The following is a 26,660-nucleotide window of genomic DNA, read 5'->3' as shown; positions in this document are numbered from 1 at the left end:
CCCCCATGCTGGGTCAAATCGACCTTTTCATGGAACCCGCAGCAGAAAAGGGCCTGCGCCTGCATCCGGCCAAGGTGACGCAAGTCATGACCGAAGCCGAACTTATGGACCTCTTGCCGGGTTTTGACGGCTGGATCATCGGCGACGATCCCGCAACGCGGCAGGTGTTCTCGGCGGGCCGCGCCGGGCGCCTGCGGGCTGTGGTGAAATGGGGCATCGGTGTCGATAACGTCGATTTCGACGCCTGCAAGGATCTGGGTATTCCCATCATCAACACGCCGCAGATGTTCGGGGCCGAGGTGGCTGATGTGGCCACGGGGCTTGTGATTGGGCTTGCCCGTCAGCTTTTCTTGATCGACCGGGGGGTGCGCGCAGGCGGCTGGCCGAAACCGGCGGGCATCAGCCTCGCGGGGCGCACCGTGGGCGTGATCGGATTGGGCGACATCGGTCGCAATACGGTCACGCGGCTACAGGCCCTCGGGCTCAAGGCGATTGCCTATGATCCGGGCGTTGACGGCGACGCAGAGATTGCCGGGCTCGAGCGCGCGGCTTGGCCCGACCGGGTGGGAGACTGCGATTTCCTCGTCTTCACCTGCGCGCTGAACAAGCACAATTTCCACATGCTCAACGCTGACGCGCTTGCACGCTGCATGCCGGGGGTGCGGATCGTCAACGTGGCGCGTGGCCCGCTGATCGACGAGCAGGCGCTGATCGCGGCGCTGCAATCTGGCCATGTTCATTCAGCGGCCCTAGATGTGTTCGAGATCGAGCCGCTGCCGATGGACAGCCCCCTACGCAGCATGGAGCGCTGCATCTTCGGGTCGCACAATGGTTCGAATACCGTCGATGCCGTGATCCGCGCGAGTCATGAGGCTATTGCGCGCTTGGCTGGGTTCTTTCAAATTTTAGACGAATCATGAGAGGTAGAACGTTGCGCTGCTCATTCTCCCGCATCATTATCGCTGCAAATCCGAGTTATGCGACTGAAAAGGAACGAGATTTCTGGGTGCATTTCGAACGCTTGTGCCAGCGGGGAGGCTGGACACTTTTCAAGCATGCGATGAGGAAGATACCGGCAGATGATCTGACGTTGGTCATGCCCGCGCGTCTCGCTGATGTGTCCCGATTTCTAGGCGATCCCACCGGTCGTGCAGCAACCGATGAGCTGCCGGCTTGGCTTCCTCAAGAAGAATTTGACCGAATTCTAGACTGGGAGATGCGCCGTTGGCGCCTTCCGGTAATCGAACCGTCCATGCGGCTCGGATTACGGAAACTGGCGTGGCACGTTCACCATTTGTTCGAGACATTGCGACCGGCCGGAACCATTGTAACAAATAAGGTGGATCATGGTACCGCATTGTTCTATTGGGCCGCTAAGCATTTTGGGTCGCAGCAGCTGTTCTTCGAACGATCCCCGCTTGAGAGTTTCCTTGTCGAAACAGACGGTATGTTTGCTGAATCCGCTATCTGGTCCGAGTATCCTGGTTTCGACAGCGCCCTGAGGTATCTGAGGAATGGAGAGAGCTGCGTCCAGTTTCTGCAAAAGAACACGGATGGGTTTCGCAAACAAGAATTCGATGATTCCCCGGAACTCGACAGCCGCACGAAGTATCCGGGACCTCGCGTGTTCTTGCCTCTGGATAATACGCTATGGACTGGATGGGCTCAAGATGGTCATCCGCAGGGGCGTATCGATCACTACCCTGGGACACCATCACCTACTGAAGCAATCGAAAAGATCGCTAAGATCGTGGCAGAGAAGGGCGGCACACTATTCGTAAAGCGTCATCCTTCCGATCAAGAGACATATCCGGTCAGCGCCCCAAATCTGCATGTCTTAGACGCATCGATTGGTAGTCTGCTGGAGGCCTGCGATGTCTGTGTTACGTTCCTGACTAAAGTCGCTTTCGTAGCGGTTTCTTTTGGAAAGCCCACGGTAACCTTGGCCCCGAACACGGCCGCTTGTTCCGGTGCAACAGTGCATGTTGAAAACCCATCGGAATGGTCAGCGGCAATTGATCAGGCATTGGCACTTTCACAAGAGCACCTTAAATTTCGCCAAACACAGATGGCGGCGTTCCTAGGGTGGCTGGATCGCAATTTTTACGTCAACTCTGATCTGCCCGCTGATTTTGCCAAACCGACTGCGCAGTCTCTCCTCGAGCGGATTGAAAACTCAGCACCTGGTCGTGCTGCGAGCGGGGCGGCGTCGCGCAATGCCATCCATGTTGCCGAGGCCATCAAGACAGCACGCCTTAAGGAACCGGCCCGGCCCAAGAGGGTTGCCGAGCCTGTTTTCGTCGCTTTCGACGTTTCCCGGCTGGCCAACACGCGGCTCGAGCATAGCGGGATCTCTAGATACGCGCGACGGGTTCTTATCGGGCTTGCTAAGCGCCCTGAGTTTGAGGTTGTACCGGTTTTGTTTAAGCCACATATTTTGTCACGGGGATTGTTCCGGGACGACTTGAACGGCTTCTCCCGCTTCCTCGGTCATGACGTCGTAACTGTACAGGAAGCAAAAGTTCTACTTTCAGGCAAGAATGCTGTCTATTTTTCTCCATATGATGAACTGCAGAACACGCTACCAGGTGTGCCGCGTGTCGTGACCGTACATGACATTCTGCATATCTCCGCCTCCGAATGGTACCTCGATCCCAAGTCGCGAGCACATATCGACAACGTCCTGTCCAAGGTAACAGCAAACGACCATTTGATATCTGATAGCGAATACACGCGTATGGATTTGGTCATGCATAATTTTGCCAAGCCTAAGCAGATCACCACCGTTTACCTTGCAGCGGAAGATACGTTTACGCCGGCGCCAGAAGTCGCGATCAAGCGATTTCGGGAAGAGAACGGCCTAAATCGTCCCTATTTCGTCCTCTTTGGTCAGTTTGAGTTTCGAAAAAATGTTCCAACGACTCTTTCTGCAATTCGTCGTGCAGTCTTGGACAAGGGATCTAAATCCCAATTTCTGATTGTCGGAAGTGGTATCAATGCTGAAGCAATGCAGCGAGAACTCGAGCGGGCAGACTTGCCACTCGAAACCGTTCGCTTCGTTGCATCGCCAGATGATGAAACGCTTGCTTTGGCCTATTCCGGGGCTAGAGGAACTCTTTATGTCTCACTGGGAGAGGGCTTTGGATTGCCGATTGCGGAGAGTCTGGCATGTGGATGCCCATCCATAACCACGGCGGTGACATCGGTGCCTGAGGTCGCCCGTGATGCGGCGCTCTATGTGGACCCTCGATCACCAGATCAGATCGCCGACGCTATTGTTGCTCTGGAGCGCTCGGACAGCCTGTATGCACAGCTTAGTGCGGCAGCTCTGACGTCCGCCGCACGTTTTTCATGGGACCGTACTGTTGATGAACTGTCAGATGTCCTCTGCACATTAGCGCGTCCCATATTAGCTGAGCGTTCGATGAGCGGAGATGAGGGAATAGATGATCCGCGTGATCCTGCTGCGGCAATACTTGCGATGTCGTCGAGGTTACTCCTGAACCCTTCATGCCTCACTAATAGCAAAGCAGATAAGGAAGCTCTCGAGCTTAACGTTAACTACGTTGAGCAACTTGCAGAAGCAGATCCGTTGCGCGTTCATTTCATCAAAGTATTTGATCGCGCCAAGCGTTTACAAACGACGGTGAAACCTTATGTGTAAGCCCAATAGAAGTAGAAGGGACTGTAGCGGCCTATGCGGACGCGGCTATAGTTGCCGGTGACACAAACAGACAATAGAATCAGGAATAGGGCATCATGAAAACTGCATTTATCACCGGTGTCACCGGTCAGGATGGAGCATACCTCGCGCGGCTTCTTATTGATAAAGGCTATCAGGTTCACGGCGGTGTGCGCAGAATTTCACACTCTGAATTCGAGCGGCACGAGATTCTTGGGATCGCGGGTCAGGTCACAACTCACGAGTTCGACCTTTCCGAACCGAACCAGATGCTACGCCTATTCACCAAGCTGAAGATTGACGAGTTCTACAACCTCGCTGCGCAGAGCTTTGTTGGCGCCTCGTGGGAGCTGCCAATCTACACGTCGGAGATTGATGGCCTTGCTGTGGTGCAGATGCTGGACGCCTTGCGGACGGTGTCGCCTGAGACGCGCTATTATCAGGCGTCTACCTCGGAGATGTTCGGACTGGTTCAGGAAGTCCCCCAGCGCGAGACCACCCGTCTCTATCCGCGTTCGCCCTATGGTGTGGCGAAGGTCTTTGCCCATTACATGACGATCAACTACCGCGAGAGCTTCGGGACGCACGCCTCTAGCGGGATCCTGTTCAACCACGAGAGTCCGCTGCGCGGGAAGGAATTTGTCACACGCAAGATCACCCTGGCGCTGTCCAGGTTGGCCCGCGGCGGGGATGAGATACTCGAACTCGGCAACATGGATGCGCGCCGCGATTGGGGCTTTGCCGGCGACTACGTCGAGGGCATGTGGCGCATGTTGCAGCAGGACGCGGCCGACGATTACGTGCTAGCCACCGGCGTCACCACACCAATCCGCGATTTCGTCGACATGGCGGCTACAGCGCTTGGCTTCGACATCGCCTGGGAAGGAGAGGGCGAGAGCGAATTCGGCGTCGATCGCAAGTCGGGCAAGCGCATCGTTCAGGTCAACCCGAAGTTCTTCCGCCCCGCCGAGGTCGATCTGCTGATTGGCGATCCGGCCAAGGCCGAGGAAAAGCTGGGCTGGAAGGCCACCACCACGGTGCAGCAGCTGGCCGAGATGATGGCGAAGTTCGACTACGACGCCCTTGCTTAATGACTGCGGGCGGCGGCCGGGGCAGAATAGCGGCATCCCACACGATTACTTGTCCACTGCTGCCATCCTTCGCCACTGTCCACAGCCCGGTCGCCAACAGCAAAGGAGCAAGCCCATGAACGCAGGCCAGACACGCACGCGACTCTACCTTGCCGGCGACCGGGGCATGGTGGGCTCGGCGATCCTGCGCCGGTTGCGCGCCGCCGAGGCGGCCGGGCAGCCGGTCGAGGTGATCACCCGGCCGCATGCCGAGCTCGACCTGCGTGACCAGGCGGCAGTGCGGCGCTTCTTCGCCGAGGAGAAGCCCGACCAGGTCATTCTGGCTGCCGGCCGGGTCGGCGGCATCTATGCCAACATGACGCTGCCTGCCGATTTCATCTATGACAATCTGATGATCGCGGCCAATGTCATTAACGAGAGCCATGCCGCCGGGGTGCAGCGTTTGCTCAACCTGGGCTCATCGTGCATCTACCCGCGCGAGGTGGCGCAGCCGATGGCGGAAAGCGCCCTGCTGACCGGTCCGCTGGAGCCGACGAACGAGCCCTACGCCATTGCCAAGATCGCCGCCATCAAGCTGTGCGAAAGCTACAACCGGCAGCATGGCACCGACTACCGCTCGGTCATGCCGACCAACCTTTACGGCCCCGGCGACAACTTCCACCCGCAGAACAGCCATGTCCTGCCGGCGATGATCCGCCGCTTCCACGAGGCGGTGCGCGACGGGGCGGAAGTCGTGACGATCTGGGGCTCGGGCAAGCCGCGGCGCGAATTCCTGCATGTCGATGACATGGCCGAGGCGGCGCTCTTCGTCATGACACTCGACCGAAGGATCTACGAGGCCAACACCCAGCCGATGCTGCGGCATATCAACGTCGGGTCGGGAACGGATGTGACGATCCTGGATCTGGCGCGGATTGTCGCCGAGGTGACGGGCTTCACCGGCCGGATCGAGACCGACCCCTCCAAGCCCGACGGCATGATGCGCAAGCTGATGGACGTAGGGCGGCTGGCCGCGATGGGCTGGCAGGCGCGGATCTGTCTTCGCGAGGGGATCACGGAAACCTACCGGTGGTTTCTGGAACAGAGCCGGAATGTCATAAGGGAAGCCTAGGTGTTGATTGCCACATTCCCGACGGCGGTTCTATGAACTCCATGCATCTGGGGACAGCCAAGTCGCGACGACCACGGTTGAGCGGATGGCCGAGCTATGGAAGCTCGAGGCAGAGGTGCGGGGGCAAAGCCCCGAAGCGCGCGTTGCCGCACGACAGGCGGTCTCGACCCCGATCGTTGCAGAACTGTTCACCCTTTGGGAGCACACCCTGCCGCGCATCTCGGGCAAATCGAAACTGGCCGAGGCGCTGCGCTATGCCATGACGCGCCGGGACATCTTCGGGCGCTTCCTGATCGACGGTCGCATTGAGCTCGACTGACCTGCCGCTGAACTTTCATCCAGATGCGACCGGAGCCCGGTTTGTATTTACGCCGGTTGGCGCAGGTTGAGCAATCGCCCGACGCGCGGAGCTTTCATCTCGCGCAGCGGGGCGGGCGATTGCGGTGGTCAGGGTCCGCGCGTAGTCGGCAGGGGTCTGATAATCCAAGGCCGAATGGGGGCGCGCGGTGTTGTAGTCTGTGGCCCAGGCTGCGATCACGACCCGCGCGTGCGCCAGGTTGCGGAACATGGTCTCGTTGAGCAGCTCGTCGCGCATGCGCCCGTTGAAACTCTCCACGAAGCCGTTTTGCATGGGTTTTCCCGGTGCGATGTAGTGCCATTCGATCCGGTGCTCGGAACACCACCGCAGGATTGCGTTGCTGGTCAGCTCCGTGCCGTTGTCGCTGACAATCATGCCGGGCTTACCGCGCCGCTCGATCAGGGCCGTAAGCTCGCGTGCCACACGCCGCCCCGAGATCGAAGTATCCGGGATCGCAGCCAGGCATTCGCGGGTGACATCGTCGACCACGTTGAGCACCCGGAAGCGCTGGCCGCCCGCGAACTGGTCGTGGACGAAATCCAGTGACCAGCGTGCATTGGGCCGTGCCTCGACCAAGATTGGCGCCCGGGTCCCGACAGCCTTGCGTCGGGCCTTTCGCTTGCGCACCGTCAGCCCTTCCTCGCGGTAGAGCCGATAGATCCGGTTGATCCCCGAGGGCTCACCCTCGCGGCGCAGCAGGGCAAACAGGCGCCGGTAACCGAACCGTCGGCGCTCGTTGGCCAGATCCCGCAACCGACCGCGCAGAACCGTGTCCGGGGCACGCTGAGAGCGATAGCGGATCATCGTTCGATCCGCGCCGATGATATGGCAGGCCCGCCGTTCCGACAGGCCATGCTCGGCCCGAAGATACGCAACGGCTTCACGCTTCACGGCGGGCCCTACCACTTTTTTGCAACCAGATCCTTCATCGCCGCCAGATCCAGCATCTGCTCGGCCAGAAGCTTCTTCAGCTTGGCGTTCTCATCCTCGAGCGCCTTCAGCCGCTTGGCCTCAGACACCGTCATGCCGCCAAACTTGGCCTTCCAGTTGTAGAAGGTGCCTTCCGACATGCCGTGCTTGCGGCACAGATCTGCGCACTTCGCGCCAGCCTCATGCTCGCTCAGGATGCCGATGATCTGCTCGTCCGTGAATCTCGTTCGCTTCATTGTCCGTCCTCAGGTTGGGCCGGACTCTAATCAACGGTGGAGGAAAAATCCCGTGGCAGGTCAGAACTCGTCCGCTGGATGAACTGCCTCCGAGATTATTTGTGTGCGCAGGCGGGAGGGTCGTAACCGCCTCATGGATACCGCGGCTTACGAGGCTTGACTGTGCGTCACGGATACCAGTGGCACCCAGTTCCAAGGGAGCAATTCGTCCAGCCTGTTGATCTTGTGATCGGTAACCGCGCCATTTGCACCGCCTGCCTGACGTTCGGACAATGATTTAAGGTAGGTGTTTAACGACATCTCTTATGTGGGGTCTGCGATACGGGGCGAAATTGTGGGGATTATCCCCTAGCAAGTGTTTGTAACAAATCTCGCGCTAGCCGCTATCCGCCGTTTTACGTTTTGTTCGAGGCCATCATCCTTCGTTGATTTGACAATCTCGGACAGAACAGGCGTTGCTCAGGCAAAGGCATCAATGCAGTTTTTCTCGGACAATTTGATCGATCCCTACTCTACCCAGCGTTGCAAGGATGTGATGTAAGCATCTGAAATAGTTAATAAGGTTTCGTTTGCTCGATTTTGTTTCATCCTGTTATCATTCTTTTGAATTTAAATTTTCTAGGTTCGGATCGCAAAAGACATTGATGATTGGTCCATGTTGATAATCACGTTTTAGAATATGGGGGTATTCTATGTTGATTAACATTAGCTCGGCATCGGTCGAGGAACGGGTAGCCTTTGGGAGTGGAGTTCTCGAATTCATCGTAACGCTGGATGCGCCTTCGGCAGGCACAGTGACAGTTGATTACCGCACGCGTCAAGGGACGGCTTCCGAGTTTCTGGATTTTACGGGGGAGAGCGGAACTCTTGTCTTCGCCGCTGGCGAAACCGTAAAAACGATCACCATTCAAACCACAAGCGACAGCCTTGACGAGGTGGATGAGTTTCTCGAGGTTGAACTGTTCGATCCGACTGGTGGTGGCACCTTCGCAAATGACGTGGATGTCGTGCGCGCTATTGGCTGGATCGAGGACAACGATGGCACGCTTGATGATCGCGCGCTAGCCGTTTCAGATCCCGTAATCGAAGAAGGTGACAATGGCACCACCACAGCGCGCTTCACCCTATCAGTCTCGGAAGAGTTCGGCGTGTCGACGAATATGGGCTGGGCTACTGTCAGCGGGACGGCTACAGCCGGGTCGGACTTCACCGCTGCGTCGGGCATAGCGACTTTTCTGCCCGGCCAGACAAGCACCATCGTGAATGTGGATGTAACTGGCGATAACGCCGTAGAGCTGGCGGAGACTTTCGGTGTAAGCGTAACGCCATCTGCGAGTGTCTTTTCCGGCTCGAGTGGCGCAGTCGGGTCGGCGACGATCCTTGACGACGATGCAGGTTTGCGCACGATCTCGATTGCGGATGCTGCGATTGAGGAGCGAACGTTCTTCGGCAGTGGGGTCTTGCGATTTGCCGTGACCCTTTCGCAGCCCTCGACCGGGACCGTGACCGTAGACTATCGAACGGTGCAGGGTACGGCGTCAGAGTTTTTGGATTTCACTGGCGCAACCGGCACACTGACTTTTGCAGCGGGCGAAACGACAAAGTGGATCAACATCAGCACCGCAAGCGACGATATTGATGAAGTAGACGAGTTCCTCGAAGTCGAGCTCTTCGACGCCACTGGCGCTGTGTTGGCAGGCGGTGTGGATCAGGTGCGGGCCACCGGCTGGATCCTCGACGACGACGGCACGGCGGATGATCGTGCGATGCAGATTTCCGATCCGATTGTGACTGAAGGGCAGGAGGCACAATTCATCGCCCGTCTGTCGCGTCCGGCCGATGACGAGGTAACGGTGGCCTATGCGACGTCGGGGGGCACCGCTCAATCGGGGGAGGATTTTACTGCGGCCAATGGCAATTTCACCTTTGCGCCGGGGCAGACGCTTACCGCGACGACGGTGGCGACGACAGCTGATGCCGTTGCTGAACCGGCCGAGACCTTCGATTTAATCGCTGTTGCGCCATCTGCGAGTGTCTTTTCCGGCTCGAGTGGCGCAGTCGGCTCGGCGACGATCCTTGACGACGATGCAGGTCCGCGCACGATCTCGATTGCGGATGCTGCGATTGAGGAGCGAACGTTCTTCGGCAGCGGGGTCTTGCGATTTGCCGTGACCCTTTCGCAGCCCTCGACCGGGACCGTGACCGTAGACTATCGAACGGTGCAGGGTACGGCGTCAGAGTTTTTGGATTTCACTGGCGCAACCGGCACACTGACTTTTGCAGCGGGCGAAACGACAAAGTGGATCAACATCAGCACCGCAAGCGACGATATTGATGAAGTAGACGAGTTCCTCGAAGTCGAGCTCTTCGACGCCACTGGCGCTGTGTTGGCAGGCGGTGTGGATCAGGTGCGGGCCACCGGCTGGATCCTCGACGACGACGGCACGGCGGATGATCGTGCGATGCAGATTTCCGATCCGATTGTGACTGAAGGGCAGGAGGCACAATTCATCGCCCGTCTGTCGCGTCCGGCCGATGACGAGGTAACGGTGGCCTATGCGACGTCGGGGGGCACCGCTCAATCGGGGGAGGATTTTACTGCGGCCAATGGCAATTTCACCTTTGCGCCGGGGCAGACGCTTACCGCGACGACGGTGGCGACGACAGCTGATGCCGTTGCTGAACCGGCCGAGACCTTCGATTTAATCGCTGTTGCGCCATCTGCGAGTGTCTTTTCCGGCTCGAGTGGCGCAGTCGGGTCGGCGACGATCCTTGACGACGATGCAGGCCCGCGCACGATCTCGATTGCGGATGCTGCGATTGAGGAGCGAACGTTCTTTGGTAGCGGGGTCTTGCGATTTGCCGTGACCCTTTCGCAGCCCTCGACCGGGACCGTGACCGTAGACTATCGAACGGTGCAGGGCACGGCGTCTACATCCACGGATTTTACCGGTGTCGCTGGAACACTGACCTTTGCAGCAGGCGAAACGACAAAGTGGATCAACGTAAACACGACTGGCGATACTCTCGACGAGATCGATGAAGCCCTTGAGTTGATCTTGTCAGATCCATCGGGTGCGGTGCTTGCGGGGGGAGTTTCGGAACTGGCTGCTGTGGGCTGGATACTTGACGATGATGGAGCACCAGAGGATCGGGCGCTCTATGTGCCTGATACGAGGGTAATCGAAGGAGATTCAGGGACAGCCCAAGCGGTGTTTCAACCGAGGCTATCGCGTTCTTCTGACAGTGCCATTGAAGTAGATTACACCACGATCAGCCAAAGCGCTGCCGCAGGTTCGGATTTCGCGTCGAGGACTGGGATACTCACCTTTGCAGCGGGTCAGACAACTGGTGCGGTGTTCGTGCCTATCTTCGGAGACCTCGTTCAAGAAGACGCTGTTGAAGAGTTCCAGATGAATTTTGCCCCGGCCACAAACCAAGTGTTCAGCGGGCCAGGCTTCAACGCGACAGGCACAATCCTGGATAACGATTTTTCAAATTCTTTACCAACCGGGGCAGTTACATTGAGCGGCTCTGCGGTTGAGGGTAGCACGCTTACGGCTGACACATCGGCGGTTGCGGACGCGGATGGCTTAGGGGCCTTTAGCTATCAGTGGTTTCGCAACGGCCTTGCCATCGCTGCGGCGAACGATATCACTTACACGCTTTTACTGCCCGACATAGGTTCAGAGATCACTGTCCGAGTCAACTATTCAGATGGCAATGGGGCAAACGAAACACTCTTGTCCCAAGGGTCATTGGTTGCCCCAAGACCGGGAACAAGCGCTGGCGAGTTGATCGTCGGAGGACCGTTGGGTAGCCTTTTGGAGGGATTGGGCGGAAACGATACGCTTATTGGTGGCGAAGGAAACGACACGATCGCTGGGGGCGATGGTGATGACAGCATCGAGGCAGGCGGCGGTAATGACAATGTCTCGGCTTCAGAAGGCAACGATTTCGTGGATGCGGGCGCTGGCGATGACAGTGTTGGCGGTGGCGTTGACAATGACACGCTGATTGGCGGTGTTGGAAATGACGTCATGGGCGGTGGTTTTGGCGATGATTTCATGTCCGGCGGCGCTGGTAACGATGTAGTTGCTGGCGGCGCTGGCGATGACACGCTCGAAGGCGGCGAAGGCAACGACAGCATGTCGGGCAGCTTTGGCAACGATCTGATCTTTGGCAATGGCGGCGCGGATGATATCGGCGGCGGCACCGGGCGCGATACGATTGATGCCGGTGCAGGCAATGATAGCGTTGGCGGCGGTGAAGGCGACGACAGCATCTCGGGCGGTGACGGCAACGACTTCCTCGCTGGTGGCGGCCGAAACGATATAATCGACGGCGGCGCAGGCAATGACACGATCAATGCGGGCGCTGGAAATGACACGATCACCGGCGGAACCGGGGCCGATCAATTCGTCTTTTCGTCCTTCTTCGACGGCGAGGCGGATATCATCACCGATTTCGAGGACGGTTTGGACAGTTTCTTCATCCGCCGCGTGGACCCGGATACCGGCGAGACCAATATCACCAATGGCGGCAATGGTCTGGCGGGGTTCGTCGCGGCGATGAACATCGTCGATGTCGAGGGCGGGGCGCAAATGACGGTGAATGGCAACACAATTTTGGTTGAAGGCATCACGGCGGCGCAACTTGCCGTAGAAGATTTCCAGTTCCTTTGAAGAGTTCTGTCGCAAACTTACCGGTTCCATGACGATGGTTGATCTGTCAGCGTTGTCAGATGGTTGGAAGGGAGCTTGTGGCCTGATCGATTCCTAGGCGTACATTATCCTAAGTCGGCGATCTTGCATGCGGTGTTTTTCTATGTCCGCTACGCCGTGTCCTACCGAGACCTCGAGGAGATCCTGGCGGAGCGCGGCGTTACGGTTGACCACGCCACGCTAAACCGCTGGGTGGTGAAGTTCGCGCCGCTCATTGCCGATCGGGCCCAGGCGAGGAAGGGGACAGCGGCCAGGTCCCGGCGGATGGGCGAGACCGACATCAAGATGAAGGGCCGCTTGGGGAGTGGGCAAAACTTGGGGGTCATGCGGTTGCTCTTTGGTAGGCTCCGGTTAGCTGACCGTCGAGAACGGCGGCGCGTACAACAGCTACACGGTGGGCTCCCTTGGGTGACCATCTCATGCGGCGTCGCTTTCCCACGCGGGTGTTGCCGATGTCGTCCACGCAGCCCTCAGCCCCGGGACGAAGAAATCGGAAGACCCGTGCGGTACCGCCGACCATAGTCAGTCAGGTTATCCATGTTGTTCGCAAGGTAGGAATAGAGGTCTCGGCACCGAGCTTGCACTCGCCGAGCCGCTTCAGTCTCCACGCGGTCATCTGTAACCAGCCGCGCGCAATCGACCATCAACCATTGCAGACTGGTCGTGGCCGTAAGAACTTTTCCATGCCAAAGGTACCATCGCAGCGTTTCGGCCGGACGTTTGAACAGCACTGGAATGCCGGAGAAACTCCTGCTCTGCAGCAGGCCCTTTACGGCGTTCTCGACATGCTGAATACGCATCAAGATATGCCACCAGTCGAGGATGTGGTAGACCTTCCCACCGACGGCACTGCGGACGAGGTTTGGCAGGGCTTGTTCCCCGTCCGAAATTACCGTGACGGCTTGTTCGTGATCCCACCCGAGAGCCCTCAAGTCCTGGCGAAGCTGACTAGAAGGTGAAAGGACCGCCTGTTGCACCAAGCCGAAGCGACGGCACCTATCGTGGTTTTCAATCTTGCCGACCACAACATCGAGGAGTCGCTTCTGGTATTCCGGCCTGCATCGGATATGCGCACCGTCCAGGAAAACCGTCAGCGCAGGCGCCTCTTCGGCGGCTTAAGGAACCAGCGGCTCAGTTTGCTCGCTGTCGCAGATCTCCCGGGCAACTTTACCCAGTCGATTGCGCACCGATGTGTGCACCTGCTTCGCGCAAGGCAGAAAGGTATCCAGGATACGCGCCGCTTCCCGGAAGGAATGACGCGCCGCAAATTCGGCTTGAAGGCGTCGCAGTTCCGAGGTCGATCGATCCGGAAAAAAGTGCACCAGAGGCGAAAGCGGTCCGCCCAACGCAACATCGGATTTTGCATTGCAGGCACAGCGGCGAATGCGCGGCACCTTGACCTCGAACCTGGTGAAGAGCGTGTCGAGCACCCGAGACCGATAATAATGCATGGCCCGGACCCCGTCGCAGTCGGGACAGATCCTGCTTGCTTGAGAAATCTCCTCGACCTCCTCGATTTGGTCGAGCAGGATCGCTTTCTTCTGCAATTGCCCGAGGATTTTCTTTGCATCTTCGAGCAACAACCCGAACCCCTCAGGCTGCGTGCGTCGAAACGGGCCGAACAAACGGCCGAGATGATGCCTCTTTGTTGTTCCGTTCTCAAGGGTCGTCTCGACTATTCTACGCACTTCCATGGCAGTTCCCTTCTCAATGAACCACCAACATACACAGACACCCCCAAGTTTTGCCCACTCCCGGATCAGCCGCAGCACACTCCAGCGGCGATTGCGCGAGGAAGGTACGTCGTATCAGGCGGTCCTCGACGTCATGCGGCGCGATATGGCGATCCGGTATCTGACCAAGACTACCCTGCGAGCCGACGAGATCGCAAGCGTGCTCGCCTACCGCGATGCCAACAGCTTTTCGAGAAGCTTCCGCAGATGGACGGGCCTTTCGCCGTTGGCGTTCCGGCAGGTGGACAACCGTCCATCCGCATCGGGCGAGAGTGAATGAATAGCCTTCGCGGAGCTTTCTATGGAAATGCCGTCGACCGCCAGCGTGGCCCCAAAGCGCGAAAGCGGGTGATCGCGCATCATTCCCAGACCTTGAATTCCGTGATGACCTCGCGGCTGAACAGCAGCCCGAGCGCTACGATCTGCGCGAACATGAACAGGCCAATCCCAACATAGACCGTTGCGGCCGAGGCCATTTCGACCGGCATGGGGCTGATTATTTGCGTTATCAGGCCTTGCGAATAGTCGAACGCCCCAACGGCGTTGTAGGCGACGAGTGCGCCCCAGACCGCCATGCCGCGCCGGGTCCAGAACAGGTAGAGCATCATTGGCACGGCAAAGCCGATGATCGTGTCGCTGAGCCAGGGGCCGAACCAGCCGTCGGGCGCGGGGCCGCCGAACATCTGCACCTGCGGCAGGAACAGGATGGTTTGCGCGCGAAAGATCGTAATGCCCATCAGTGTGGCGATGGCCCATCGGGTAGCTGGTTTCATGAGGAACCCCCTGCTATCGGCTTTGGCTTACTGAACCGGCGTGAAATCTGCAGGCTCGTCGAAGACGACGAAGACTTGGCAGATTTCCGGCCCCAGACAATCCTCGGCATGAGGCACGCCGCCGGGCTGGAACCAGTAGGAGCCGGGCAAGAGGTCCGGCCCACGGTCCGGCTCGGACAATTCCCAGTGCTGCATCCGCCCCTTCACGACCATAGCCCAGTATCCATGTTCGTGGGTATGCGGCAGCACTTCGTAAGTTTCGGGATCAAGCAGCGATGTCATGGCCGTGGGCTGCCCTGTCCCGACCCCACCATAGAGCGCGACGCTCTGAACGCCGGGGGCGGGAAACGGGGCGAAGGCGACCTGATCGGCGGGAACGCGGATGCTTGCTTCTGGCACTTGCGGGTCCTGCGCGTGCGCTGCGGTGGCGAGCGTCAGGGCAAGCGCAGCGCGAGTCATAAGATTGCGGATCGTTGGGGTGTTGTTCATGGAGTTTCGTTCCTTGTTGTAGGGGGGTAGGCCTAAGCTGATCGCGCGCCCATCGCGCGCAGCACATAGACGGGAGTTGCAAGGGTGATCAGGACGCGGGGGATGTGACCAAGCAGCCAAGTGGCGCGGATTGTGCCCGCGTTCTCCTCTGTCACGTTACCGACAAGGGCGATGCTCTTGTAGAAATCCAGCGCGTCCCCCACAGGCGACCCGATCGCCGCCGCAAGTCGCACGTTGAGCGGCATGTGGAAGAAAATCGTGATCAGCGATACGGCCAGGTAAAACCACAGCGCGATCACCCAGTTCCGCCGTGCCAGGGCGCTATCCCAATCGAGCCGGGCCGACAGGATCAGGCCCACCGGCATCAGCAGGAACAGTGGCATGATCGTGTAGAGGAAATTGCTGAACTGGGGAAAGAATTGCGCGACAAAATCAGCAGGCGAGAGACTGAGCCAGTAGACCCCCATCGACAGCCCGATAAAGAGATTGGCGCCGAAGAAGGCGGCCGAGGTGATGACCGCCAGCGCGTTGACGCGGGCGCGGTAGGTATCAGATGGCATTAGGGTCGCCCTGTCTTTGGAGGTCAATGAAACTCGGTCTTTGCGAACTGGCGGAACAGGAAGGCGGGAGCGATCCGGCTCATCCACTTGATCTGGCGCGATTGGCCCAGCAGCATCTCGGTCTGGCTGCGGCGCATGCCGTCGAGGATCTCGCGCACTAGGTCCTCGGGCTTCATCAGCTTGAAATTGCTGGACTTCAGAACCTTGGCCATGTCGGTGTCGACGACGGGGGGCATGGCCTCGAACACCGTGATCCCGTGAGGTTGCAACTGGTGGCGCAGGGTCTGCGCGCAGTGGTGGATCAGCGCCTTGGTCCCGGAATAAACCGGCGTTCCGGGCGAGGCGACAAAGGCGATGCCCGAACCGATGAACAGCACCCCGGGCTGCGCGCTCTGCTCCAGCAGCGGCAAGGCGCGCCGCGTCAGGGTCAGCGGTGCCGTCGCGTTGATCGCGATCTCGCGCTCGATTTTTTGCAGCGTGTCTGGATCGATTTTGAAGTCGTAGGCCAGGAAGATGCCGGCATTGTTGATCAGCAGATCGAGGCGGCTATGCTGCGCCTTGATTTCCGACAGGATCCGCTCCTGATCCTCCGCAACCGTCACATCCCCCGGGATCGCCTGCGCCCCGGTCAGGCGCGCGGCCTCGGCAAGCTTGCCCGCTTCGCGACCGCAGATGATGACCGTGTTGCCGAGCGCTACAAGCTGCCGGGTCAGTTCAAGGCCGATACCCGAACCGCCGCCGGTGACGAGTACGATCTTCGATGTCAGGTCCAAGCCGGTCTCTCCAAGCGATAGTGTCACGGCAAAGCTAGGCTTTGAGGACGGTCGTCTACCACCGTTTGGGACTTGCAGATCGTATCAATAACTTGCAGATTGGCTCATGGCTCATGGCTCATGGCTCATGGCTCATGGCTCATGGCTCATGGCTCATGGCTCATGGCTCATGGCTCATGGCTCATGGCTCATGGCTCATGGCTCATGGCTCATGGCTCATGGCTGTTGCGCGGGACGGGACGAGCGGTTCTAGTGGAATGAGCGGCATTCCCGCGCGAAAGGCCTCCCGAATGCAGTCGCAAGAGCGATCCCCGATCTACACATCCGCCGTCCTGTCGGGCCCGATCTGCGGGATGCTTTGCGTCGGCTGGGACGCGGTTCTGACCCGTGCAGGCATCGAGGCGACCGCGCGCAAGGACCGGGCCTTTCTGGCGACCGCAGACGAATACCTGCGCCTCTGGAATGCTATGATGGATCTCTCGGGGCAGCAGGACGTCTCAAAGCTTCTCGGATTGCGGATGGCGGGCGGCCCGGCGATCCCGATTCTTTTCGCGCTGTCCACCGCTCCGGATTTCGAGACCGGCATCACGCGCATGGCCCAATTCAAGAGCCTGTTCGGACCGATGCAATTCGTCGTGTCGCGCAGCCCGTCCGAGTTCACCGTGCGTGTCATCTCGGACGTGGCCACCGCCCCTTTGCCCGGATCGTTCAGCAGTCCCCAGATCATCTATCTTCATGCTCAGGCCAATGCGCTGACGCGTCATTCGATCCGCCCGCTTCGGGTGTGCCTGCCGCTGCCGCAGGACGAGCGCGAGCGTCTGGCCGAGACCTTCGGCCAAGTCCCAGAGCATGGCGGCGCAACGCTGACTTATGCCCGCGCCGATGCGCGCATGCCGTTCATCTCCGACAATCCCGAGCTTTGGGAGGCCACAGAGGCGGATCTGAAAAGCCAGGCCATGATCCAGTCTAGGGGCCTGCCGCTGTCGGAACGGGTTCGCGCAACGATGATGGAGGCGTTCTCGGTCACCGAACCCACGATCGCCCATGTTTGCGGGCGCTTAAAACTCAGCCGAAGCACACTTCTCCGGCGTCTTGGCGACGAGAGAGTCACATTCCAGTCATTGCTGGACGCAACGCGAAAGGAACTGGCGATCCGCTATCTGGTCAAGAGCGACCTAAACAACCAGCAGATCGCACACTTAGTAGGTTATCGCGACCCAAACGCTTTCCAGCGCGCCTTCAGAAAGTGGACCGGGTTTACGCCTCGGGAATGGAAAAAACATGGGGATCCTCGTAGTTGATTGCGGCCGTGGCTGGATTATGCACGTCATCTGGCGCTCAGAACTTCATTTTAGCAGGATAGATCTATCCCCGATCTTCGTTACGGGTATTGCCAACTTATTTTCACCTGTCCGAACGCGGCCTGATCCGAGAACGTCAGGCGGTCGTCTCGAGAGCTTAGTCGTTCCAAAGGTCGAAGGCATCGGCTCTGGTGTGGCGGTACGAAGTGGCAGTGAGACGGTAGCGGTGGGGGCGGAAGATGGTGTTGATCTGGTCATTGGCGGCCAAAAATCTCTGCGCCTGTCCGGGTGAATTGAACCGCCCCATGAGATTCTCTCGCTTTCGGGTCGGCCGATGAGATCCTTCGATCCGACCGTTGAGGCCCTTGTGCGCCCTATGATTAGCGTGCGGGCCAAGATTGCAGATCGGCCGGATGTAGCTCGGCAGCTTGTCGGTGATTACGACCCACGACGCGCCAAACCGGTCGATCAGCCTTTTCAGGAACCGTCTCACGGCCTTCGCATTACGTTGCTTTTGCACACGCATGTCGAGCACATTCCCGTTCGCGTCGACTACCCGCTAGGGCCAGAACTTCACGCCATTAGTCGGAACGACGACTTCATCCAGGTGCCATTTGTTATTGGTGCCCGGCCTGTCTCGCTTGATGCACTCGGAGAAATGGCGGCCAAACCGGTTCACTCAGTTCCAGACGGCTTCCCGGCTGACCATCACGCCGCGTTCGACCAACAGATCCTCAACATCCGCCACGCTGAGCGCAAAGCGATGATACGCCCAGACCGAATAAGCGACGACTTCGCGAAAAAAACGGTAGCCTTTCGGGTCAGCCATCGTGCAGGGTATCATCATCCCGGTTGCCTATGCAAAAGCCGGCGGGCAAACAAATTGGCAATCCCGGCTGTAGAAGCCAGGATGTGGGTTCTGCCCCACATCCTTGTTTCTCAGTTTCGGTGGTTTGATAAGTTTAGTGGCTCACTCACACAAACTAGGTGCCTCAATACTTTCATTTGGTCCAAAGAGTATTAAGAATAAATAAATTATATCAATAATTTGCACTCTTAAACCACTTTCATGTGTGGCTTTTGGACTTAGTAGCGCAATCAGACCGAGAGCCGCGCAGCCTGGGGGCACATGAAGATTAAAATCCTAAATATTTCCTTTGTAAACATTAAGATAAGATAAATCCTGTTTTGGCAGTCTCTATCTCGGGTGAGAGATGAGTAACCGAAGGGCTGAGGCATCAGCACTTCGGGTCGTCGACTGCAAAAATTGAGAATGACCGAGATTTCAGGGACGCCTGAAGGACCAAAGCGGTCATCTCAAGGACCTGCTCCTCTCTCTGAGTTGCCCGATGGGCATTTGTGAGCTGTGGGAGCGTTTCATGAGAAATAACCTGTCTATCGCGCTTGGTTCGGAAAACTTCGCAAATGAAGGACGGCAGATTTCCTCTTCAGCGCTTGGTGCAGAATTTCTGGGCTGGGAGTTCTTTTCCGGGTTCGAGAACAGACAGCAGCAAGTGGGATTTGATCATGTACGTTGGGCTGGTGGGCTGCCCGTCGAAGAGGGGATCAATACAGACGAAAGCCCGGATGGATCCCGCGAAGTCGTATTTGACCTGACCTTCGAAAACATTGTCGACTGGGACCGCAATGTCTCAAATGGCTATTCTGATGATCCGGTTCCGCGCGAAGGCATTCGGGAGATGATGCAATTCGCGGTCGAGCATAATGCCAGTTTCGCAATGATCGCGCCCACGGTGCGTTACATCGATGTGGCCTTCGACGACCCGGTATCGGCCTTGGAGCAGGCGCGCAACGACATTCGCGTCTTTGCAACCCGCCTCTTGAACGGTGAGTTTGGTGATTTGCCCAAGGAGTTCATCCTTGAGGTTGGAACTGAATACTATTCCGTGGCTAACCTTTGGCGCGAACACTTCTCAAGACCCGGCATCGATATTGCGAGAACGGCGGGCGAGGTCTTTGCCGCCATGGTGGATGAGCTTGACAAAGTGCTGCGCGATCCGACCCTGAACCCGACGGGCTATGACATCAATATTGCTGTGCAACTCGGGCGTTCCTTTTCCAGAGATGACGATCCCAGCCGGGGGTTCGATGCCAACGGCGACATCAACGGCGGCTGGGGCGAACACGCGGACAATCAGGACTTCATCACGGCTTTGCAGGACATCGGCGCGCTGGATGCGGTGGATTCGGTCATCTTCCACCGCTATGTGCCAAACTTCTGGGGAATCGAACGCGGCCTCTGGACACCTGTGGGCGGGGTCACGCTTGAGACGGTGATCGATCAATGGGAAAGTGCTGCAGGCCGTGACCTTGGGCTGGTCGGGGGACATCTTGCGCCTGCAGCACAGGGTGACGACGATATTGAATTCCATGCCCCCAGCCTCACCAGCATTCTCCAGCTCACGACCGCCTTACTTGCCAATGGCATGGATCATGGCACCATCTTCGGTCTGGGCTTTGGCACGGATGGATCATTGGGATTTCGGAGCGAGGTTTTTCTAGGCGGGCAACTCTACGGGATGATGGTGGAGAGCCTACCGGGACTGGCTGTCCATGATGGGTTTCAAAACAATACCTCGCCGGTCGACTCTGTCTGGCAAGATGGGCGGATCGTGGACGAGTTTCTGCGCGTCGATGATAGCGTCAATTCCTATGTGTTCGAGAACGAAGATCTGGTTGTCATCTTTTTGGTCGCGAAGGATTTCGCGGCCGAGACGCTTGAGTATTCCCTCCAATTTGATGAGGCCTTCGAGACTGTCAGTATCTCAAGGCTTTGGGACGATGATAATCAATTCTTACATCCCCGCACTGACGAACGGATCGGTCATATTGGGCAAATGGCCCATGAGGCAGATGTCCCTTTGAGCGTGACCGGAAGCGGGTCCCGCCTGGACCTCTCCTTCCACCATGATTTCGAGGTTATCCGTGTCACGCTGGACCGGAGCGTTGTTGACGCATTCCAGGGTACGGATGGTGATGATCTCTTCCGCATAAATCATCGTGAGGATCAAGTGTTTGACGCCGGCTTGGGAAATGACACTGTACAAAGTTCCGTTGACTTTGTGCTCCGCCATGCTTCGGCTGGACGGGACATCGAGAACCTGCACTTTGTCGGCTCTGATGATCTCACCGGAATCGGCAATGCGGCGGATAATACTCTTCTAGGCAACTCCGGAAACAATCATCTCAGTGGTGTCTGGGGTGACGATACCGTGAGCGGGGAGGACGGCAATGATACGCTGGTCGGGGAGGTGGGCGATGATCTCTTGATTGGGGGGCGCGGGTTCGATCACCTTTTTGGTGGGGATGGGCATGACACTCTGCGCGGTGGCGACCAGGCAGATTACCTGTCCGGAGGGAGCGCCGATGATGTGCTGCACGGTGGTGAGGGGGCCGACACGCTTATTGGGGGTGACGGCGCAGATATCTTCGTAATCGACCCCGCATCGATGAGCAGTGATATCATCGCGGATTTCACCATTGGTGTAGATAGGATCGATCTGTCGCGCTGGCAGTTAGAAGCCTTCTCAGAAATCATCATTTCCTGGATTGATGGTCAGACCTTTGTTCAGGACGCCGTCGGCAGTTTCTTCTTCATTGACAACTTGAGCCGGGGCGAAGGAGAGTCACTTTCCGTCGACAACTTCATTCTTAATGCCGATGACGAGCACATTGGTTCTGTTGAAAACAACACCCTTGCGCCTTCTGTTTCGCCGCCTGCAGCATCACTCCATCCGCCGACACCCATTATGCCTGGGGCCGCATCGGTTTTGCAGGTGGGCGGCACAGAAGATGACCTGCTTGAGGGTGGAACCGGAGCAGACGCGCTTGCGGGCAACACTGGTGCTGACACGCTACTCGGCCACTCGGGCAACGACCGTCTGGCCGGGGGAGATGGAGATGATCTGATCGAGGGGGGGGAGGGGGATGATAATCTTGGTGGCGGGTTAGGGGCTGATCATCTTGAGGGGCAGGCCGGGAATGATACAATTGGCGGCGGCGGCGGCAATGACATCCTTTTTGGCGGTAACGGTGCGGATGTGTTGAGTGGTGGGGAAGGCAACGACCTGCTCGCAGGAGGCGAGGGCAATGACCGGCTTGCAGGCAGCTTCGGCCATGACACGTTGCGTGGCGGAAACGGCAATGACCGCATCGGAGGCGGGCCGGGGCGTGATATTCTTGAAGGAGGAGAGGGCAATGATGAACTTGGTGGAGGAGAGGGCGACGATATCGTTACAGGCGGTGCCGGGGATGATTTTCTGGCCGGCGGCGGGCGCGAGGACCTGTTGGATGGCGGCACGGGCGACGACACCCTAAATGGCGGCCTAGGTAATGACCGTCTGATCGGCAGAGAGGGGGCTGACGTCTTCATATTCAACGAATTTACTGCAGGTGAGCGCGACGTGATTGTTGATTTTCAGGTCGGGGAGGATCACCTGCGATTGGCTGGGATCGAGGGGCAGGGGTTGAACGGGCGCTTTCTAGCGCTCACCATTCAGGATACGGACGAAGGCGCGCTCCTGCGCCATGCGGGCCATGAGATCCTGCTCGATGATGTGACGGCAGCCAGCCTGTCGCATTACGATTTCATCTTCTTGTGAAGTGGCACAAGGCGGGAAGGTTTTGATTCAACATGGCTACCAAGCCGAAAACTCCATCCCTAATGTCCCAATCTGGCGCACACCAAAAAACAAGACGTCTCCAAGCATTCACGGATCAGGACACCCATGCTCAACGCAATTGACGGGTTGGGAACCGAACTACATTCTTCGGTTTCATCGCTTCCACTTCTTGCTCAAGCTCTGGATAAATTGCAAGAAGAGCCTCACTGGACCGGTGGAGCCCATTCACCCCCGCGTAGATGATCATGTCCAAAACGGTATCCAAAACCCAAACGTGCGCGTCCAGCTTGTCCATGTTTCCCCCAGAATCTAAAAGTAGAATTTTATCTTTCTTTTAATTGTTAGGGTTGTGTTTGCTAACAAAGCGTTAAGACTGCACTCCGTGGCTTCTTTTTGATGCACCAGCGCATTTTCATTTGGCTTTACGCCGATCCTTGGCACTATTGCTCCGCGAACCTCGCCCATAAATGCAATGTAACATCGCCTAAAACAGCGCCTCGGCAGCCCTGTCGTTGAACGTCGTCTCATCCCGTACATACCTGACGCGTGACAGATCTGAGGCATATATAGTCTGTGCTCTTACCTTTTGGGTCGGCAAACCCCGGCCTTGATCTTATTGTTTGCAAGGATTGCCCGCAGGGAATGGCCAGTGTGCCATTCAGGTTCGATCGCCGCTCCGGTGAAGCGGTCTTGCAGGATGGTGGAAACGCCATCGGCCCGCAGGCTTTGATGCTGGCAATCGCCGTGGCAATCTAATAGGCGGAAGATCGTGCCGCATTCGCAATAGTTGGGTTTCTGAAACTCAGCCAGCGCGGCAACTGGACAGCATGGGTTTATGACCAATGGGGACGTCGATGTTTCAGCCTTTGTTTGTCTGGCCGGTTTTAGACTGTGACAATTGCAGGACCCGCACCTCATGCACTTTCCCGACATCTGACCACTCTAGCCCAACCAGTTCCGACGCCTAGAAGCAATGAAACGCTAAATCACTCCAATTTTTAATTTTCCATAAGGCTCCTGCCATAAGTAACTTTTATTAACAGGAGAAAGTTATGGACGAACATAGGAATTTTGCACGCAAGCAACATGTGGGCCACGGCACCAAACTTAGGGCGCAGTTCACAGAATACGCCCTCGCGGGGCTTCGAAAATCTGATTACGCTGCGGTGTTTCAGAAAATCGAGGGGCACGACCGACCTGCATGGCTTGCAGAGATCAAGCTCGATGGATTTCAGCGGAGCCTTTTTGTCAAATTATGGAGTTCCCGCGACAGGGCTGGCAATATCCGCCGCCTTGGGTTGCTGCAGGGTCTGCCGTTAAAGCTCGAGAAGCGGTCGTTTGATTTGATCGCAATGCCCGAAAGCGACGAATGGTTCCACGGGATCGTCGAGCTGCAAGACGCCCGCATGATCATCAATGTGTTTTCTGCACCCTACGGTGGGAAAAGCAAAACTCATTTTTGCCACCTCCGAGTGGTCCGGCGTGACGGTTCAGTTGGGGCTTAGGGGTGCGCTTATGTTTCAACAAATCTGTTACTATTCTTTATATTTTTGGGACTGGGTTCTGGGCTTTCATTACTGCGCCGCCATCTTTGGCGCTCGCGTGACAGTTCAAATTCATGACTGGTCAATGGCTGCTTATAACCATCCTCCCCGGGACGGAGAGGGGGAACACTACGGAGGCTTCTGGGATGTTCAATTTCGAACCCGCTGGTCGCAGGAGGTATTCGCACACGAATTTTTACAACAAGGGGATTTCTAAAATGACATATTTTGAAGGCAGCTTTTGCGAGAGGAAAATGGAAGAACGATTCACAGACTTGCAAAAGGTATCTGATTATGACCGGTTCGAAACCGATTTTCTCCAGAAGAGTATAGAAGCCTATCACCTGGCCCTTATTTCGAACGTAAAGTATTCGATTTCAGAGCTTTATCACTCGGGGACTTGGCAAAAATACGAGCAGCGGGCGGCAGCGTTGGCTCGCAAGCATCCCTCCCGGGATCCCTTTGCGGCCTATCTATCTTGGACCGAGCATGGCGGCTGGGCAGGCGCAAACAGTCGTCAAAGTTATCGCTCAGCGCTTGTGCGGTTAGCAGCCCAAACGGTCCTCGAACTTGCCCCTGGGTACTGGCGGCACATGCTTGCGAAGACCACCGACACCGAGGCTCACGGGGTGCTTGTTCGTCATCTTGATGAAGAGACGTGGTGTCAAATCAAATCGGCCACTCATTTAATTTCGCGTGCTGAGCTCAAGATGTTTAGGGGCGCTGTCGCGTTCTTGTTTCAAGTGCGGCCAGATCCTGAGCACACTGCGATTCGGCAGGCTTCAAACAACGGCCAAGATAGATCGCCGAAACCTCGGACAGAAAACTCAAAGAAACAAACACTCTACGCGCTCAATCAACATCAACGACGCCGCGCCAAGGAGAGCCCGGGATACGACTGGCGCAGTCACCTGTGGGCTAGGGCGGTACTGCCAGATCGATATATAGATGATAAAGCGCGAGCGGCGATAGCGGTGCTCATGCTCACGGGATGCCGCCCGTCCGAGCTTTCCGATGACCTGGGCGTTTTCATCATGGCTTTTGAGCGGGGTGACCTGGATCACCTCGCATTTGAGATTTCCGGCGCAAAACTCGCCGAGGATGATGCCGGGGGACATGGAAAAGGGCAAGATCTGCGTAAGATCGAGATTTGCTGTCAAACTCCTGAAGCACACTGGCTCTTTACGCATGTCTCAGATCACTCCGGCGGTCAAATGCTCATCAAGCTAGCTGCACCGTTTCACAGCCAAACTGGGATGCAACTCATGCCGACCGAGCGACAGCGTCGCGTGACGAACAGGCTCGGCAAACTGACTGAGAGGCTTGGCCGGATAGCGTTTCCGCGTCTACAGCAAAGATTGTCGCCGTACGTATTTCGGCACGCCTTATCGTCTGACCTCCGATCTGGGGGAGGCCGGTGGAGCACTGAGAAAATCGCGGTTATGCTTGGGCATCAAAGTACCCGCACACAATCAAATTACGGCAGTGCGAACACCTCTCGAGGTCTGGCGGGCAACAGGGCGGAGCAGATCACTCAGGTGTCGGCGCTCAGCCCGGTGCGCAGACCAGAACGCTGTCCACATCTAGGTGCGCCTGACAGGCCGCGCCTAGCAAAAGGCAAATCGGGAACTTCGGAACTGGCGTGATCGCGCCAGTTCAAAGGAAAAATTGATCCGCCGCCTTGCGCTGACATTGAAGCCACCTGCCTGCGGACCGCCAAATTGCGAGCGGGAGAACGCAGATGCAGGACAGACAAAGGCATGTTGTCACCGCTAAGCGGGCGGACAGATGATCCGCGAAGGGCCAAGGGGCAGTATCTGGCTTCTAAGCCCTTGGGAGCCGTGCGAATATTCAGGCAAGGGGAAATATTCGCTCCAAATACATGTTGCCCTTGGTTTCAACAATTGGTGCAACGTTTCTATCTTTGGGATTGCGACTTCTGCTCAAGCCAATCGGCAAGGATTCGGCGGATCATTTCAGGCCTTGAAGGCCGGTCAGCACGCTTTTCACATTCTGCATCAATTGCTTCAAGCATACTTCCATTTAGGCGAACCAAAATTGCCGAAGAATCGGTTTTGGGGCGTCCACGTTGTGTCATTTCAAGTATATCCATTTTCCCGTTGACATATATTAAATAATATCATAATATATCAAGCGAGACAAGAGTTGCCGCTCTTACCTCGCTCTAAACACAAAGATCTATGAAGGAGATCATCATGTCTAATAATTTTACTACCACTCACACGCTGACGGCGAAAGCCGCAGCAAAACAAGAAGACAATTTGTTCGATCACTTTTGCGAACTGATGCTTCGGGTGCTGCTCGCGCTTGAAGAAGAAGAACTCGCTGCAAATGCAGGTTGGCATATGATTTGCCACCAGCCGTATTGTGCAGAAGTCGACGCGGCCTGGAAACTGGTCGCACTTCAGGCCGATGTGATCGCAGCCCTTAAACCGCGCTCTGCAAATGAAAAGCTGCTGCATCGTATGGCTGTCCTCATGTCATGTGCCGTCACTGCCGACTGCATGAAGGTGCTCGAGGCTTCCCGGGCCCATGCGGTGCGGTACATGCAAAAAGCGGATAAAGACATTTCACCGGCGGTGCGTGACCTCGCAGGTGAAGCGCGCGACGGCATTGAGCAAATGCTTGAACATGCCTCCGCTCGTTCTTGCGACGATAAGTCGACGCGTCGCTTGCCCCTTGCTGCCTGAT

Annotated in this window: 18 protein-coding genes and 4 pseudogenes; 13 read left to right on the top strand and 9 right to left on the bottom strand. The window is 57.2% G+C overall.

The window, feature by feature from the left end; genetic code table 11:
- Positions 1-5: 5 nt before the first annotated feature.
- From ACLGGT_RS18625 to ACLGGT_RS18605, 5 genes and pseudogenes are all read left to right on the top strand, one after another.
- The gene (locus tag ACLGGT_RS18625; protein ID WP_437197198.1) at positions 6-920 is read left to right on the top strand and encodes a phosphoglycerate dehydrogenase; all 915 of its coding nucleotides are present in this window, start codon (positions 6-8) and stop codon (positions 918-920) included.
- Positions 917-3,664 carry a glycosyltransferase gene (locus tag ACLGGT_RS18620; RefSeq protein WP_437197197.1) on the top strand — a complete coding sequence of 916 codons (2,748 nt, stop codon included), beginning with the start codon at positions 917-919 and terminating at the stop codon, positions 3,662-3,664. The genes ACLGGT_RS18625 and ACLGGT_RS18620 overlap by 4 nt, the downstream gene beginning before the upstream one ends.
- Positions 3,665-3,759: 95 nt before the next feature.
- Positions 3,760-4,773, top strand: coding sequence for a GDP-mannose 4,6-dehydratase (gene gmd / locus ACLGGT_RS18615; RefSeq protein WP_437197196.1), 1,014 nt, complete (start codon positions 3,760-3,762; stop codon positions 4,771-4,773).
- A gap of 115 nt (positions 4,774-4,888) precedes the next feature.
- Positions 4,889-5,884, top strand: coding sequence for a GDP-L-fucose synthase family protein (locus ACLGGT_RS18610; protein ID WP_437197195.1), 996 nt, complete (start codon positions 4,889-4,891; stop codon positions 5,882-5,884).
- Between the two features lie 13 nt (positions 5,885-5,897).
- Positions 5,898-6,200, top strand: a pseudogene (locus ACLGGT_RS18605) (IS66 family transposase); the annotation flags it as partial.
- Positions 6,201-6,218: 18 nt separating this feature from the next.
- Here the strand turns inward: ACLGGT_RS18605 and ACLGGT_RS18600 are convergent.
- Positions 6,219-7,408 (bottom strand): IS3 family transposase gene (locus ACLGGT_RS18600; RefSeq protein ID WP_437197193.1). Its coding sequence is split into 2 segments (ribosomal slippage): positions 6,219-7,156 and positions 7,156-7,408, totalling 1,191 coding nucleotides; the frame shifts between segments, so codons are not numbered across the junction.
- Positions 7,409-8,100: 692 nt separating this feature from the next.
- On the opposite strand from ACLGGT_RS18600, the gene ACLGGT_RS18595 reads away from it, so the two are divergent.
- A complete protein-coding gene (locus ACLGGT_RS18595; RefSeq protein WP_437197192.1) occupies positions 8,101-12,093 on the top strand; it encodes a Calx-beta domain-containing protein in 3,993 nt (1,330 codons plus the stop codon).
- A 75-nt stretch (positions 12,094-12,168) separates the two neighbouring features.
- Positions 12,169-12,429, top strand: a pseudogene (locus ACLGGT_RS18590) (IS6 family transposase); the annotation flags it as partial.
- A gap of 25 nt (positions 12,430-12,454) precedes the next feature.
- Here ACLGGT_RS18590 and ACLGGT_RS18585 read toward each other — a convergent pair.
- Positions 12,455-13,826, bottom strand: a pseudogene (locus tag ACLGGT_RS18585) (ISKra4 family transposase).
- Here ACLGGT_RS18585 and ACLGGT_RS18580 point away from each other — a divergent pair.
- Positions 13,825-14,145: a helix-turn-helix domain-containing protein gene (locus ACLGGT_RS18580; RefSeq protein WP_437197191.1), complete on the top strand. Its 321-nt coding sequence runs from the start codon at positions 13,825-13,827 to the stop codon at positions 14,143-14,145. The pseudogene ACLGGT_RS18585 and the gene ACLGGT_RS18580 overlap by 2 nt on opposite strands.
- Positions 14,146-14,224: 79 nt before the next feature.
- Here the strand turns inward: ACLGGT_RS18580 and ACLGGT_RS18575 are convergent, their stop codons facing one another.
- From ACLGGT_RS18575 to ACLGGT_RS18560, 4 genes are read right to left on the bottom strand one after another with little or no spacing between them, the layout of a single operon-like run.
- Positions 14,225-14,638, bottom strand: a complete 414-nt coding sequence (locus ACLGGT_RS18575) for a hypothetical protein (RefSeq protein WP_437197190.1) — start codon at positions 14,636-14,638, stop codon at positions 14,225-14,227.
- A gap of 27 nt (positions 14,639-14,665) precedes the next feature.
- Positions 14,666-15,127: a hypothetical protein gene (locus tag ACLGGT_RS18570; RefSeq protein WP_437197187.1), complete on the bottom strand. Its 462-nt coding sequence runs from the start codon at positions 15,125-15,127 to the stop codon at positions 14,666-14,668.
- 32 nt (positions 15,128-15,159) lie between these two features.
- Positions 15,160-15,687 (bottom strand): anthrone oxygenase family protein, encoded by a 528-nt coding sequence (locus tag ACLGGT_RS18565; protein WP_437197186.1) that lies wholly within the window; start codon positions 15,685-15,687, stop codon positions 15,160-15,162.
- 23 nt (positions 15,688-15,710) lie between these two features.
- Positions 15,711-16,460: an SDR family oxidoreductase gene (locus tag ACLGGT_RS18560; protein WP_437197185.1), complete on the bottom strand. Its 750-nt coding sequence runs from the start codon at positions 16,458-16,460 to the stop codon at positions 15,711-15,713.
- Positions 16,461-16,750: 290 nt separating this feature from the next.
- On the opposite strand from ACLGGT_RS18560, the gene ACLGGT_RS18555 reads away from it, so the two are divergent.
- A complete protein-coding gene (locus ACLGGT_RS18555) occupies positions 16,751-17,761 on the top strand; it encodes a helix-turn-helix domain-containing protein (protein WP_437197183.1) in 1,011 nt (336 codons plus the stop codon).
- Between the two features lie 157 nt (positions 17,762-17,918).
- Here ACLGGT_RS18555 and ACLGGT_RS18550 read toward each other — a convergent pair.
- Positions 17,919-18,608 (bottom strand): annotated as a pseudogene (locus ACLGGT_RS18550) (IS6 family transposase).
- Positions 18,609-19,140: 532 nt separating this feature from the next.
- On the opposite strand from ACLGGT_RS18550, the gene ACLGGT_RS18545 reads away from it, so the two are divergent.
- Entirely contained in the window at positions 19,141-22,383 is a 3,243-nt protein-coding gene (locus ACLGGT_RS18545) for a calcium-binding protein (protein WP_437197182.1), read from the top strand.
- Positions 22,384-22,513: 130 nt separating this feature from the next.
- Here ACLGGT_RS18545 and ACLGGT_RS18540 read toward each other — a convergent pair whose 3' ends face one another.
- A complete protein-coding gene (locus ACLGGT_RS18540) occupies positions 22,514-22,699 on the bottom strand; it encodes a hypothetical protein (RefSeq protein ID WP_437197180.1) in 186 nt (61 codons plus the stop codon).
- 757 nt (positions 22,700-23,456) lie between these two features.
- Here ACLGGT_RS18540 and ACLGGT_RS18535 point away from each other — a divergent pair.
- Together ACLGGT_RS18535 and ACLGGT_RS18530 are read left to right on the top strand one after the other, a co-directional pair.
- Positions 23,457-23,909, top strand: a complete 453-nt coding sequence (locus ACLGGT_RS18535) for a hypothetical protein (protein WP_437197178.1) — start codon at positions 23,457-23,459, stop codon at positions 23,907-23,909.
- A gap of 185 nt (positions 23,910-24,094) precedes the next feature.
- Positions 24,095-25,594, top strand: coding sequence for a hypothetical protein (locus ACLGGT_RS18530; protein WP_437197177.1), 1,500 nt, complete (start codon positions 24,095-24,097; stop codon positions 25,592-25,594).
- Between the two features lie 272 nt (positions 25,595-25,866).
- Here ACLGGT_RS18530 and ACLGGT_RS18525 read toward each other — a convergent pair whose 3' ends face one another.
- The gene (locus ACLGGT_RS18525) at positions 25,867-26,046 is read right to left on the bottom strand and encodes a ribbon-helix-helix protein, CopG family (RefSeq protein WP_151979537.1); all 180 of its coding nucleotides are present in this window, start codon (positions 26,044-26,046) and stop codon (positions 25,867-25,869) included.
- A gap of 118 nt (positions 26,047-26,164) precedes the next feature.
- On the opposite strand from ACLGGT_RS18525, the gene ACLGGT_RS18520 reads away from it, so the two are divergent.
- Positions 26,165-26,659 (top strand): hypothetical protein, encoded by a 495-nt coding sequence (locus tag ACLGGT_RS18520; protein WP_437197175.1) that lies wholly within the window; start codon positions 26,165-26,167, stop codon positions 26,657-26,659.
- Position 26,660 lies beyond the last annotated feature (1 nt).

Origin of the sequence: Roseovarius sp. MS2, assembly GCF_051447875.1 — a bacterium.
GTDB classification, from domain to species: Bacteria; Pseudomonadota; Alphaproteobacteria; order Rhodobacterales; family Rhodobacteraceae; genus Roseovarius; species Roseovarius mucosus_A.
This window is presented reverse-complemented; position numbering and strand designations above follow the sequence as displayed.

What these genes read in the sequence shown, in the direction of transcription:
- ACLGGT_RS18625 (WP_437197198.1), top strand. Translation starts at nt 6, where the DNA reads ATGCTGGGTCAAATCGACCTTTTCATGGAACCCGCAGCAGAAAAGGGC.
- ACLGGT_RS18620 (WP_437197197.1), top strand. Translation starts at nt 917, where the DNA reads ATGAGAGGTAGAACGTTGCGCTGCTCATTCTCCCGCATCATTATCGCT.
- gmd (WP_437197196.1), top strand. Translation starts at nt 3,760, where the DNA reads ATGAAAACTGCATTTATCACCGGTGTCACCGGTCAGGATGGAGCATAC.
- ACLGGT_RS18610 (WP_437197195.1), top strand. Translation starts at nt 4,889, where the DNA reads ATGAACGCAGGCCAGACACGCACGCGACTCTACCTTGCCGGCGACCGG.
- ACLGGT_RS18595 (WP_437197192.1), top strand. Translation starts at nt 8,101, where the DNA reads ATGTTGATTAACATTAGCTCGGCATCGGTCGAGGAACGGGTAGCCTTT.
- ACLGGT_RS18580 (WP_437197191.1), top strand. Translation starts at nt 13,825, where the DNA reads ATGGCAGTTCCCTTCTCAATGAACCACCAACATACACAGACACCCCCA.
- ACLGGT_RS18575 (WP_437197190.1), bottom strand. Translation starts at nt 14,638, where the DNA reads ATGAAACCAGCTACCCGATGGGCCATCGCCACACTGATGGGCATTACG.
- ACLGGT_RS18570 (WP_437197187.1), bottom strand. Translation starts at nt 15,127, where the DNA reads ATGAACAACACCCCAACGATCCGCAATCTTATGACTCGCGCTGCGCTT.
- ACLGGT_RS18565 (WP_437197186.1), bottom strand. Translation starts at nt 15,687, where the DNA reads ATGCCATCTGATACCTACCGCGCCCGCGTCAACGCGCTGGCGGTCATC.
- ACLGGT_RS18555 (WP_437197183.1), top strand. Translation starts at nt 16,751, where the DNA reads ATGCAGTCGCAAGAGCGATCCCCGATCTACACATCCGCCGTCCTGTCG.
- ACLGGT_RS18545 (WP_437197182.1), top strand. Translation starts at nt 19,141, where the DNA reads ATGAGAAATAACCTGTCTATCGCGCTTGGTTCGGAAAACTTCGCAAAT.
- ACLGGT_RS18540 (WP_437197180.1), bottom strand. Translation starts at nt 22,699, where the DNA reads ATGGACAAGCTGGACGCGCACGTTTGGGTTTTGGATACCGTTTTGGAC.
- ACLGGT_RS18535 (WP_437197178.1), top strand. Translation starts at nt 23,457, where the DNA reads ATGGACGAACATAGGAATTTTGCACGCAAGCAACATGTGGGCCACGGC.
- ACLGGT_RS18530 (WP_437197177.1), top strand. Translation starts at nt 24,095, where the DNA reads ATGTTCAATTTCGAACCCGCTGGTCGCAGGAGGTATTCGCACACGAAT.
- ACLGGT_RS18525 (WP_151979537.1), bottom strand. Translation starts at nt 26,046, where the DNA reads ATGACACAACGTGGACGCCCCAAAACCGATTCTTCGGCAATTTTGGTT.
- ACLGGT_RS18520 (WP_437197175.1), top strand. Translation starts at nt 26,165, where the DNA reads ATGTCTAATAATTTTACTACCACTCACACGCTGACGGCGAAAGCCGCA.